Raw genomic sequence first — 12,463 nt, forward strand, 5'->3', positions numbered from 1 at the left:
TTTAATTATGCTTTGCCGATAATACCTAAAGCTGACAAGATAATAGACACAACTAATACGATAAAGATAGCTTTAGTTGAGCTCATTTTATTGCGTCCAAGTAACCAATAAATTGCTAAAACGATACCAAGCGGTAATAATTTAGGCAAGATCATATTGAAGTTGTTTTGTACATCAATTGTTAATTTACCGATTTTAGGCATCCATGCGAACTGAACTTTAATCATTGTGGCGACAAGTGCTCCGACCATGAAGACCCCGAGCAATGTAGCTGCGTTAGTTAAAGTTTCAAGTTTGTGCTGCATTGTTGTAACAAGGGATACCCCTTCTTTATACGCAAATTCTAATTGTTTCCATCTGAATACCATTACTGCGATTTGAGCTACTAACCAGATAAATGCACCGATCGGGTTGCCGTTAATCGCCATGTTCGCTGCTAAGGCACCGAAGATTGTAGGGATTAAAGAGGCAAAGATAGAGTCACCGATTGCCGCAAACGGTCCCATTAAACCGACTTTCAAACCTTGTACTGAATCTTTTGCTTTTGTTTTTTCTTTTTCTTCCATTGCAATATCAATACCCATGATGATGGTATTGAAGAAGTTGCTTGTGTTAAAGAATTGTGTATGAGTTTTCATCATTTCTTTAAGTTCTGGTGTGCCGTCGCCATAAATTTTTCTCAATTGCGGAAGGATTGTATACAAATATCCAGAGGCTTGCATACGTTCATAGTTCCACCCTAATTGATATGCGAATAAACTACGGCGATTGATTTGATTAAAATCTTTTTTAGTTAATTTGTAAGATGTGCCGTTTTGATTATTAGAGTTCGTCATCCTCAATCTCTCCTTCGCTGTTATTATTCTTAGCTGAACCGCCATATTGAGGTGCTACACGATTTTCTGAAGTACGTTTGTATTCCATTGCCGCAAACGCAAATCCGATCAATGCGATAGCTAACATTGGCAAACCTGTAAATTTAATACCGAAGTGTTTGTCTAATCCAGCTACAGATGTACCAAGACCTGTCATACCATCAAAGACTGTTACGAATAATGCTGTTAATACAAAACCTAAGATAAAATATGGGAAATGTTTTTTAACAGGCAAGTAACGTAATAAGATTGCGAAACCAACTGCTGGCAATACTGCACCGGCTACAGTTAAGCCGTCGCCTAACCATTTCAAATCTGTGTTCAAATAATTTACTACTGCTTTAACTACACCGCCGCCAAAAGCTAAGGCTAAGAATACAGGAATCATTCTTGAGAATGACCAAGGAATCATACCGTATAAATAGTTTCTTTCAATTGCTTTGTAATCAAAAGTTTCGATTTTGCTGTCAATTCTGTGCGCAAAGAATGTGTTTGCGAAACGAGCTAAGATATCTGTTTGAATCATTAAGCTCGCAACGGGTACTGCTAATGTTGCTAAGGCTTGTTGCGGGTTCATTCCAAGTGCTACTGAGAACGCAACCGCTAATAATGTACCTGAGTTTGCATCAATTCTTGATGCACCCCCGAATGTACCTACACCTAAAATCGTTAATTGCATGCTGCCGCCGATAATCAACCCTGTTGTTACATCGCCCATAATCAAACCGGCGATTAATCCTGCAAATACAGGTTGGCTTAAAGATGAATAGATCTGTAATTCATCAAGAATCTGATACCCTGCATACAAGGTTAATAATAAGATCTGCCACCAAAGTATTTCCATGTTGTCTTCACTCCTGACTATCCTTTAATTAATGTCATAAAATCTTCTGCTTTGTCATTAGGAACCATTTGAGCAGTTATCTTAACGCCTTTTGCTTGTATCTCTTTAAAGTCGCTGATATCTTTGTCTGTTACATTGATTGAACGTGTAATAGATTTTGTTTCGTCTGATTGAGACATATTACCTACGTTCAGTACATCTAAGTCCACGCCGTGGTTGATTAATGCTAAGAAGCGGTCTGGCTTTTTAGCGATAACCATCAATCTTTGTGAATCATATTTACCTGCTTTGATATTCTCAGCTGCTTTAGCTACAGGTAATACACTTAAGCGAACACCTGCAGGTGTTGCGAGTTTCAAACCTTGCTTATCAATGGTGCTTTGTGCGACTTCGTCATCAATTACCATAAAGCGTGAGATGTTTAATTTCGTTGCCCATAAGTTTGCGACTTGTCCATGAATTAATCGACCGTCGATTCTGTTTGCTATAATTGTCATGATGTTCTCTCCTTACTCTTATGAGGATATATATTTAGGTGCTTGTAACAAGCTTATTTTATCTGCATACTTTCCTTCAGTTTCAAATACAACAATTGTATTCATGCCCTGTTTCAGCAATGCACCAGGAATGTAAAGCGAAAGTGTCGGTCCAATATCCCAATATCGTCCTATATTGAATCCGTTCACTAGAACAATGCCTTTACCAAAATCGCTAACATCTATATATGTACTTTGCGGGATATCGACAATAAATTCATAACGGTAAAAGCCCGGTTGTTCTGCTTGCCATTCTTGTTCAAAGTGTTCACTTGTCAATAAGTCAAAATCAATATCAAATTGTTCCCAGTTTTGGACAAAGTGCAAATCCTGCATCAAACCTTGTCCTATGCCTTTTCGTTGTGTTGGTGCTGTTAATTTATAACCATAGTTCACTCGTCCCATATTCTCTACAAGAATATCCGCTTGAACTGTTGGTTGTTTTAATGCGACTTCAAACTTTTCGCCGATGGCTTCTTGATATGCTGTATAAACTTTTTCGTTATCCAAGAAAAGCTGTACACGATCCCTTGCATCGACAATTCTTAAATATTCTTGTCTTGTCGCTGTTTTCAAGGTTGTACGATATACCATATAGCCATAACCGCTTCCTGCTTTTTCCATCGCCTCTGGATAGAATGACTGACTATAATGACTGATGTCATTTAAGATACTGAATAGACTCACTTTGCTTTTCAGTTTAATCTCATCAATCTTCATCAATGGTTTCACCCTAGGTTCAGATTGTTCTAGTTCTGGAAAACGAGATTTAATCAAACGTTGGATTTTAAAGTACTTTTCAGTAGGATTGCCCGCTTCATTCAGCGGTGCATCATAATCATACGAAGTCACTTGCGGTAAATCGATACGACCACGTGCAGAACATCCATTCCAAAATCCAAAGTTTGTACCGCCATGAAACATATACAAATTGATTGAACCTAGTTGGATTGCCTCTTTTATTTCGTTAATCAATTCATCGCTTTGGCGTGTGATCATGCGGTCTCCCCACCGATTAAACCAACCATCCCAAAACTCCATACTCATCAACGGCCATTGCTGATGAAACTGTTTATGGAATTGTTTCAGGTTATTTAAGCGTTTCACTGATTTAGAACCGAAATTACCTGTCGGCAATATGCCTTCTTCAGCAAGACTGCCTGCTTCTAAACATTGCTGCCAAGAGCCGTCAGAAGTGAAGAGCGGTACAGTAACACCTCTGTTGCGCATCAACTGTGCTAAAGCATGCAGGTATGCTTTATCTTCGCCATAAGATCCGTATTCATTTTCAACTTGCATCATGAGTATAGGGCCATGATGGTCAATTTGAAGAGGAACTAATATTTCAAATAAGCGGTCATAGTAACGTGCTACATAATCTAAGAAGTTCTGGTCTCTTGAGCGGACACGTACATTCTTGTTTAATAACCATGCAGGCAAACCTCCGAACTCCCACTCTGCACAAATATATGGAGAGGGGCGAACGATAACATATAGTCCTATATCTGCAGCAGTTTGAATAAAACGCTTCAAATCCTTCGTACCTGAAAAGTCGAATACACCTTCAACTGTTTCATGAAAATTCCATGGTATATAGGTTTCTACCGCATTAAAGCCTAAAGCTTTTAAGTTATATAAAGAATGTTCATAATCCTTTGGTAAAAGTCTGAAGTAATGAATTGCACCTGATAAAATTTTCAAAGGCTTACCATCTAACATAAATTCTTGCTCGACTGTGAATTGACCCAAATGATTTCGCCTCCTTAATATTGCCTTGCTTATCCTTCAAACGGATAAATCGTTACTCCTTTTACGACACGGTTGATAAAACCGTTCGGACTAGGGTTATCTGGATTTAATCCTAATTGCACGGATTTGTAAAAGGCTAATAACTGACCGAAAATCAAGTATTCAAGTGTTAATTCTAAATCACTGTATCCTTCTGAATCTGGGAATGTGATAGTAAACTCTGACCCTTCATCTTTGCCATCAAGAATTAAAATTTGATAGTTGCGATCTGGAATATTGATTTCATTAATGACATCTTGTTCATAACGACGTTGGTAGTCATTTGCTCCGCGCAGCATGATGAACAATGCATTGTCATTCAAACCTGCTTTAGGACCATGTCTGAATCCAAGTGTTGTTTCTTTCGCAATCTCAATAGCACCTGAAGTTAATTCATTCAATTTCAAACTTACTTCTTTTGTTAACTCACCTTGCATACCTGTTCCGGCATAAAAGATTTTTTTGAATTGTTGTTTAGCAACTTCGCTTGCTTTCGCATCAATCCAGTCAAAGTTTTGTTCTACATTTTTGAAATAAGATTCATCTGCTTTTTCTGAACCAAACAGCAATGCAGCAGACAACAGCATTGTTGAGAAGCTTGAAGTCATCGCAAGTGATTTATCATTCGTTTCATCTGGAAGGATAACTTTAAATGCATTATCTTCATCCGCATAGCGTCCTAAGAAGCCTTCTTTGTTATTCGTAATGAACAAGTGATACACATGTTGAGAGAGTTGATTGAACAATTCAACTGTACCTTGTGTCTCAGGACTGTTGCCTGAACGTGCAAATGAAACAACTAAGTATGTTGTATCCGCATCAACATAAGTGGCTGGATTTGTCACAAAATGCGTTGTCGGTACAGATTCAAAACTCCATTTAGGGAATTTCTTGTTATCCACTGCCATACGAGCAATGTCGCCTACATATGCACTAGATCCTGCACCTGTAAAGATGACTTTATACTTTTGAGTTGATTCATTTTGTTCAATATCAGCGACGAATTGCTTGAAGTCTTCTGATACAGCTTTCACAATATCGAACGTTTTCTTCCACACAGAAGGCTGTTGTTGTATTTCTCTGTAAGTATCTGTTGTTTTCAAAATGATTCTTCCTCCCAATATGTTGTTATGTTGTCATAACCAGTTGTATTAAACACACAGTACTTATAAAAGTTTTACTGTGTATTTGTAATTGTTCCCACCTGCGTAAGATTGTGTATATTCAATAATGTCGCCATCAACATAGCTGACACGTTCAATGAACATACAACTTGCATTTACACTTTCATTTAATAAATCCGCAATCTGCTTCTTTAGTTTGATAGCACTTAAACTTTCATAAGCACTATCAATTTGAATATCATAATAGTTATTCAATGTCTCATAAAGCGAATGCTGATTGAAATCAAATTTATCCAATCCCTCGCATAACCTTACAGGCAAATATGTGATTTCATAAATCATAGGTTGTTCATTCGCTAATCGCAAACGTATTAAGCGATAAACAGAATGAAACGGTTTTAAGTTCATCTTTTCTTGTAAAAAAGGTGTTGCTTCAATACTGTCCATACTGATTACTTTTGTACGTGCAATATTGCCGTTCTTCTCAATTTCATCTTTAAAACTATAAAGACTATTCAACACTTGTGTATAATGATTGCCTAATACAATTGATCCTTTGCCATGTTCACGCCGAATCATTTGTTCTTGTTCTAAACGATCCAATGATTCACGAATCGTAATTCGACTCACATCATACAAATCACATAGTTTTCTTTCAGATGGCAACTTCGTTCCTTCTCCATATTCACCGTTACTGATTTTATTTTTAATATCTTCATAAACTTGAAAATATAACGGCGCTTTAGAGTTATTCATCTACATCACCTCTGGTTATAACCACTTTTATTATAATTGACATGTAAGCGCTTGTCACTAGGTATTTTGTAAATATTATGTGAATTACTGGAATGAAAATATGAGAACATCCTCTGTTTGTAATTATTAATTAAAAATGCTCAATTATTTTCATAGCTAGCATCTATATATTGCTTTGCTTTTTCTAAATCTTTTTTAGTTTTAATATAGACTGCCATATTACCTGTTCCATAGTGCCCTGTACCTGTCATATTTCTATTAAATCCATCTTCCCATTCAACATCTGAAATATCTATTCTTACGTATATTAAAATCTGATTCTTCTTAGGAAGCATTTCTACACACACAAAATTTTTGATACGTTTAAAAGCACCATAAAACTTTTGCGCTTTATACTGAACATCGTCACCTAATGACATGATGTAATTATATAGTTCTTCATATAGTACTTTTAAATCATCTGAAGCAAGTTCTATGCTATTTAAAAAGAAGCTATTAGATTCTTCGTTCTGGTGTTGTCTGGAAATTAGTGCTGTTTGCTGCTTAACTTGCGGTGTATTTACATTAACAAGTTCTAACAATAAATAGCGATTATCATAATAGCTATAGCGATATAGCTCAATGTTTCGATCAATCAACTGTACCGCATGCTCATCATATTTAGTAAAGTTCCCGGCAATACAAACTAATCGTGGATTAGACCAATCGATTTCATCAGCAACATCTTTACCTAATTGCTTCAACACATTCATTTGAAATTCGCCTTTATGATCTAGCAGCCAATCTAAATAAAACAAACCTTGATTAATTACATTTTCATTGGTTGTACGCTTATATTCAATAATCACCGGCACATGATTTTCATCTATCCCTAAAGTGTCTATGCGTCCGCCATGCCTTCTTCCTGTCGTATACTCACTTGCGAGAAACTTAACACCTAAAAAAGTCTCCAAATGATTTTCAATCATAGTTTGAAGTTCTTTTTCAATCGTCACTGACTGTCCTGTTAGCTCTCTTACATTTTCACCATTCACATCAAATAATTTAATATCAGCCATCTTCACGCCACACCCTTATGTATCTCTTGATAGTTTTCTTTATTATTTTACTATAAAGGATGTAAAAAACAGTGAGTTATCCGATGATTTTATACATCATTAAAATCATCACTAAAACGAATTGTTATTGTTTGTTATGATTATTAAATAACAAGAGTTTTAGGAGGGTATTTCTATGTAGGATATTGTTCGCTTCGTTTTATTCTATATATTAAGCCTGATTATCTACAATTCAATTATGTTACTCTTCGGCAGAAATTTAAACTTAGTTGACGGCTTACTACTTCCTTTAATCGTTACTATAATTATATTCCTTGGATTTAAATCCAAAAAAGAACAGTAAATTCAGTATTTTTATCAATTAATTAAATATGATGCATCAAAAAAACCAGCTACTCTGGTTTGAATAGCTGGTTATCAAAATAATATTATTTACTTTCTGCTTTTTTATTCGCTTTGCCTTGTAGGATAAATGCTGCAGCACCAATGACTACAATCGCAATAATTGCACCGATTAATCCTAAGAATTTAACGATATTACCAAATACAATACCCACAACTAAGAAGTCTGTATCTGAGAAAGTTGTTGCAGCTACACCTAGGTCTCCTAAGAATGGTAAGAAGAGTAGCGGCAAGAATGTGATTAATAAACCATTGATTACTGCCCCTGCAACTGCGCCTTTAATACCGCCGCGTGCGTTACCGAATACGCCTGCTGTAGCACCTAAGAAGAAGTGAGGTACTACGCCTGGCAAGATCACTACACCACCGATTAAGAACATGATGAACATACCGATTACACCAGTGATAAAACTTACGAAGAATCCGATTAACACTGCATTTTGTGCATAAGGGAAGACAATCGGGCAGTCTAAAGCTGGTTTAGAGTTTGGTACCAATTTCTCTGAAATCCCTTTGAATGCTGGTACAATTTCAGCCAAGATTAAACGTACACCTGTTAAGATAATGAATACACCTGCTGCAAATGTCACACCTTGAATCAATGAGAATACGATAAAGCTTTGACCGTCACTGATTTTGTCTTGTACATAACCAGGTCCTGCAAACAGACAAGCGATTAAGTATAAGGCAATCATTGTTAATGAAATACTGATCGTACTCTCACGTAAGAAACTTAAACCTTTAGGGAATTTAATATCTTCTGTTGATTTTGATTTTCCGCTGAATAATTTACCAACAGCACCTGCTGCCCAGTAACTAATAGAACCAAAGTGTCCTAATGCGACTTGATCATTACCGGTAATCTTACGCATTGTCGGTTGTAGCAATGCTGGGAAGACTGCCATAATCAACCCTAAAATGATAGCTCCGATGATTACTGTTAATGAGCCTTTAATATGGCCTACTGTGAGTAAAATAGCTAAGAATGCTGCCATGTAGAAGGTATGGTGACCTGTTAAGAAAATGTATTTCAAGTTAGTGAAACGTGCAATTAAGATATTCACTAACATACCGCATACCATGATTAATGCGGCTGTTGTACCATAATCTTTTAATGCTAATGAGATGATTGCTTCGTTATTTGGTACAACCCCTTGCACGCCAAAGGCATGTTGGAAGATCTTACCAAATGGTTCTAGTGATTTTACAACTACGTCTGCACCAGCACTTAAGATTAAGAAACCTAAAATTGTTTTAATTGTACCTGTTGTGATTTGCGAAGCAGATTTCTTTTGTACAATTAAACCTACCAGTGCAATAAGCGCCACAAGAATTGCAGGTTGACTGAGTATATCAACAATAAAATCTAATATTGCTTGCATGGCTTATCCCTCCCCTTTAATTAGATAAGGTTATCTTCTTTTAATTTCGCTTCTAACTTTTCTTGAAGTTCATCTTTATCAAGGATGTTATCTAATACTAAAACATTGCCTAAACGCTCTGCGTTTTCTTCTAAATCACGACCGCAGATAAATAAATCTGCCATATCAGGACTTGCTGTCATAATGTCACTGTGTTCTACTTCAATATCTGAAGGTGCATTAATATTTTTCAATGCTTCTTGAGCGTTCATTTCTACCATAAAACTACTTCCTAAACCGTGTCCGCATACTACTAAAATTTTCATCTTAATCATTCTCCTTTATAATTTCGATAATTTCATCGCTATCTTTTGAATCTAATAATTGCTTAACAACTGCTTGATTGCCGAGTACACCTGCTAAACTTTGTAAAACACCTAAATGAGAAGTGCTGTCTGTTGCACTTAGTACAAAGATAAGTGATGCATAATGGCTGTCTTCCGCAAAATTAATTGCGTGATTTAACTTTAAAAGGCTTAAACCCACCTTATTTACATTATCGTCCGGTCTTGCATGCGCAATTGCAATGTCGGGCGCTATTACAATATACGGCCCAAGTTCTTTAACGCTATTAATCATTGCGTCAACGTAGCCTGTTTCAATATAATCTTGTTCTAATAGCGGCTGTGATGCTTCAGTAATTGCCTGAGACCAATCTTCAACATGATCTTGCACTTGAACTTTATCTTTCGTTAAAATTTCGAGTGACACTTCTTACTCCCCTTTCTTACTGACTTCCTTTATATATTGATTAATTAAATCCACTTCTCCTGATAAGAATGCGGCTTGTGTCGTTTTATTCATTAGCAATTCGCTCAGTTGCCCTAATGCTTTTAAATGAATTTTAGGTGACTTCGTAGCTAACGTAATCACAACATGAACCGGATCATTTTGTTCGTGACCAAATTCAATTCCTTGTTCAAAGTAAGCTGCTGAAAAACCTGCACCTTGTATAACATTTTCAGTACTGGCATGTACTAAAGCAATGTGAGGGCTGATTACCATATAAGAACCAAACTTCTCAAACTGCATTTTAATTTCATTTGCGTAACTTGATTGAACAACACCATCATCAATCAACGGTTTTACCGCAATATCTATCGCTGCATCTCTGCTTGCTGCACTGTGATACACCTTAATTCTGTGTGCTGGCAGTAATGTAAGTAAATCATCTCCCATTTCATTCATCATAGCGATTCTTTTTTCTCTATACTGATTAATCATTTGATTGAGTTTATCGCGAGATGTCTTGTTTAAGAATGGATCCACCTGAATAACAGGGATACTATTAATTTCAAATGGCACTGTTGAAATAATATAATCTACTTTTTCGTTGAGCAGCTGATTTTCATTGATTTGATATACAGAGTAAGCATCTGCAATATCTAACTCAGGGTATGTGTTGGCTAACTTGCTTTTGAGTAATTGAGAAGTCCCTATTCCAGAACCACACAATAAGACCACTTTGATTTTGTTATTCTCTTGTGTTGAAACACGTTCAATACTAGATGCAAAGTGAATCGCAATGAATGCAAGTTCATCACTTGAGAATTGAACATTATATGGTTGTTCTAACAATTCAATATGACTTTCAATCGCTTCAACCAAATTGTAATAGCGTTCATATATCTCATCTTTTAATGGGTTCTTTTGAGTCATTTCAAACTTGAGACGATGTAATGCCGGCTTAATATGGATCAATAGACTATTTAACAGCTTTCTATCATTCGTTAAATCAATACAAAGTACAATACTTACTTGTTCGATTAATTGATTAACCAGCCGCTCAAGTTCTGAGTTATTTCCCGGGTTATCTTCATCAGATACTTTAGAGCCTAATAAATGCAAGGTTATAAAGATAGCTTCTGATTGCGGGAATTCTATTTCAAATACCTTTTCCAAATTAACTTTCATTTTCAAAGCAATTTGATATTGTGACGTGTGTGAAAGTTTATTAATTTCAGTTTGAGGAATATCGAATGAAAAATCTTCCTTTAATCGTTGTAACGCAATTAACACATGGTAAATCAAACCATCTACAGCAGACTGCACTAGATGATACTGTGCTTCTGACAACGTTTGAATCACTGTTTGTCTAACACGTTTTAAATCATCTTCAGAAAACAAATTCGCTTCAGCGAATGGCACTGCATTTTTAAAATAGACTTTAATCCTATTAGCATAGGCTTTACGATAATTATCTTCGTCACCTTGGATATTAAAACCTTTGTTTTTAATATAGTTTAATTCCAAATCATACGAGTTTAACCACTCTTGAACAACTTTCAAATCATCAACAATTGTTCTTCTAGATACATTCATCAATTCTGCTAAAGTTTTAGAAGAAATGGGTAAATCTGATTCAAACAACTTCAACATGATACTTAGTACACGTTCATCTTTCGTATAATGAACAGTTGGTATAACTGTCGAAGCATTTCCTTCACTCAATTGAGCTCCAGAGTTTTCTACCTTCACACCCTCGGACTTATTTCGATACACCTTATAATCAAAGCGATCTGCTTCATCCTCAATACCTTCTAAATCATATTGAATCGTACGTTGCGACACATCAAACTGCTTAGCTAATTCAGCTATTGTCATAAAGCCTTGTTTCTCATCCAAAAGATTCAAGATCTGTATCTGTCTTTGACTCAACAAGTTTGTAGCCTCCCTATATGTATATTGTAAGCGATTTCTTAACTGTATAGATGTGCAATCTCTTGCATGAGAGAATCCGAAAAATTGCATAGCAAAAAAAGAGTGCTATTTAAGCACCCTTGAATTTATTTTATATTTTCAAACATATAAACAGCTTCATCAAAGTTATTTGTTTTATTAATGACCTTATAATGCATCGCTATATTCTTTTTAAAATCATTTTGCAACCCATCATCAAGTATTACAACATAGTAAGTATCATCATCCATCCACTTATATTTCAGTAACTTGACTTCTTTATTACATTTTTTTGAGTTTAACTCTATATACCTGTATAGGTGTTCTTTTTTTATATGTGTTACTGTTTTTTTAAATTCTAACAAAAATAGTGCATCTAGAATGTAGTACAGTAAAATTAATAAGTTAAAATAGAAACCTAAAAACATTATGAAATAAAATGTCTGATTGGATGAACTATCAGCTATTTGATACAAACTGGGCCATTTCAAATGAGCATCTTCAGTAATTAAATAATACAAAATATAAGACCATACCCACCAATAACTAATTAAATTCCATAATATCCTCAATATTCTATTGATAGCGGACCATGCTGACCAAGTACGTGTAAAACCATCTGTATATTCACTTTCTTTTAAAGCATTAAAAAATGGCATTTTCTCAGTAAAATATATCAACATTCCTATAACAATCAGAGATATACATGCTATAAAAATAGGATGGGAATATATTATTGTTATTACATAACAAATAAACTTCCCTAATCCATTGTTCACGTGAAGAATATTTTTTAATGATGATAAAAATGACGAACTATTACTAATATCTATCAGTATAATAACGAAAACAAAATAAGTAAGTGGTATTCTCACTACTTTTCTTAAAGTCTCTATAAGTTGTTTTATCGAAATGATTATATCTGACAATAGAATCACTTCCTCAAATTTATTTTTCAATACTTAACACTAAACATAACA

Annotated in this window: 12 protein-coding genes; all 12 read right to left on the reverse strand. The window is 35.3% G+C overall.

Annotated elements, in window-relative coordinates:
- Positions 1-5: 5 nt before the first annotated feature.
- The 12 genes from C7N65_RS07930 to C7N65_RS07985 all read right to left on the reverse strand — a co-directional run bounded on the left by C7N65_RS07930 (position 6) and on the right by C7N65_RS07985 (position 12,412).
- Complete coding sequence (locus tag C7N65_RS07930) at positions 6-836, reverse strand: PTS system mannose/fructose/sorbose family transporter subunit IID (RefSeq protein ID WP_105993944.1); 831 nt, start codon at positions 834-836, stop codon at positions 6-8.
- Positions 823-1,719, reverse strand: a complete 897-nt coding sequence (locus C7N65_RS07935) for a PTS mannose/fructose/sorbose/N-acetylgalactosamine transporter subunit IIC (protein ID WP_105993945.1) — start codon at positions 1,717-1,719, stop codon at positions 823-825. Before C7N65_RS07935 ends, C7N65_RS07930 begins: the two co-directional genes overlap by 14 nt.
- Positions 1,720-1,736: 17 nt before the next feature.
- The gene (locus tag C7N65_RS07940) at positions 1,737-2,216 is read right to left on the reverse strand and encodes a PTS system mannose/fructose/N-acetylgalactosamine-transporter subunit IIB (protein ID WP_105993946.1); all 480 of its coding nucleotides are present in this window, start codon (positions 2,214-2,216) and stop codon (positions 1,737-1,739) included.
- An 18-nt stretch (positions 2,217-2,234) separates the two neighbouring features.
- Positions 2,235-4,004, reverse strand: a complete 1,770-nt coding sequence (locus tag C7N65_RS07945) for a glycoside hydrolase family 35 protein (RefSeq protein WP_234019062.1) — start codon at positions 4,002-4,004, stop codon at positions 2,235-2,237.
- A gap of 29 nt (positions 4,005-4,033) precedes the next feature.
- Positions 4,034-5,149, reverse strand: coding sequence for an SIS domain-containing protein (locus tag C7N65_RS07950; RefSeq protein ID WP_105994090.1), 1,116 nt, complete (start codon positions 5,147-5,149; stop codon positions 4,034-4,036).
- 60 nt (positions 5,150-5,209) lie between these two features.
- On the reverse strand, positions 5,210-5,923 hold the full coding sequence (locus C7N65_RS07955) for a GntR family transcriptional regulator (protein WP_105993947.1): 714 nt from the start codon (positions 5,921-5,923) through the stop codon (positions 5,210-5,212).
- A gap of 140 nt (positions 5,924-6,063) precedes the next feature.
- Positions 6,064-6,981 (reverse strand): DUF5655 domain-containing protein, encoded by a 918-nt coding sequence (locus C7N65_RS07960; RefSeq protein ID WP_105993948.1) that lies wholly within the window; start codon positions 6,979-6,981, stop codon positions 6,064-6,066.
- 428 nt (positions 6,982-7,409) lie between these two features.
- Positions 7,410-8,765: a PTS ascorbate transporter subunit IIC gene (locus C7N65_RS07965; RefSeq protein ID WP_105993949.1), complete on the reverse strand. Its 1,356-nt coding sequence runs from the start codon at positions 8,763-8,765 to the stop codon at positions 7,410-7,412.
- Between the two features lie 20 nt (positions 8,766-8,785).
- A complete protein-coding gene (locus C7N65_RS07970) occupies positions 8,786-9,070 on the reverse strand; it encodes a PTS sugar transporter subunit IIB (RefSeq protein ID WP_105993950.1) in 285 nt (94 codons plus the stop codon).
- Between the two features lies 1 nt (position 9,071).
- Positions 9,072-9,515 (reverse strand): PTS sugar transporter subunit IIA, encoded by a 444-nt coding sequence (locus tag C7N65_RS07975; RefSeq protein WP_105993951.1) that lies wholly within the window; start codon positions 9,513-9,515, stop codon positions 9,072-9,074.
- A 3-nt stretch (positions 9,516-9,518) separates the two neighbouring features.
- On the reverse strand, positions 9,519-11,465 hold the full coding sequence (locus tag C7N65_RS07980) for a BglG family transcription antiterminator (RefSeq protein WP_105993952.1): 1,947 nt from the start codon (positions 11,463-11,465) through the stop codon (positions 9,519-9,521).
- Positions 11,466-11,590: 125 nt separating this feature from the next.
- Complete coding sequence (locus C7N65_RS07985; protein ID WP_105993953.1) at positions 11,591-12,412, reverse strand: hypothetical protein; 822 nt, start codon at positions 12,410-12,412, stop codon at positions 11,591-11,593.
- Positions 12,413-12,463 lie beyond the last annotated feature (51 nt).

The organism is Staphylococcus simulans (genome assembly GCF_002994445.1).
GTDB classification, from domain to species: Bacteria; Bacillota; Bacilli; order Staphylococcales; family Staphylococcaceae; genus Staphylococcus; species Staphylococcus simulans_B.

What these genes read in the sequence shown, in the direction of transcription:
- C7N65_RS07930 (WP_105993944.1), bottom strand. Translation starts at nt 836, where the DNA reads ATGACGAACTCTAATAATCAAAACGGCACATCTTACAAATTAACTAAA.
- C7N65_RS07935 (WP_105993945.1), bottom strand. Translation starts at nt 1,719, where the DNA reads ATGGAAATACTTTGGTGGCAGATCTTATTATTAACCTTGTATGCAGGG.
- C7N65_RS07940 (WP_105993946.1), bottom strand. Translation starts at nt 2,216, where the DNA reads ATGACAATTATAGCAAACAGAATCGACGGTCGATTAATTCATGGACAA.
- C7N65_RS07955 (WP_105993947.1), bottom strand. Translation starts at nt 5,923, where the DNA reads ATGAATAACTCTAAAGCGCCGTTATATTTTCAAGTTTATGAAGATATT.
- C7N65_RS07960 (WP_105993948.1), bottom strand. Translation starts at nt 6,981, where the DNA reads ATGGCTGATATTAAATTATTTGATGTGAATGGTGAAAATGTAAGAGAG.
- C7N65_RS07965 (WP_105993949.1), bottom strand. Translation starts at nt 8,765, where the DNA reads ATGCAAGCAATATTAGATTTTATTGTTGATATACTCAGTCAACCTGCA.
- C7N65_RS07970 (WP_105993950.1), bottom strand. Translation starts at nt 9,070, where the DNA reads ATGAAAATTTTAGTAGTATGCGGACACGGTTTAGGAAGTAGTTTTATG.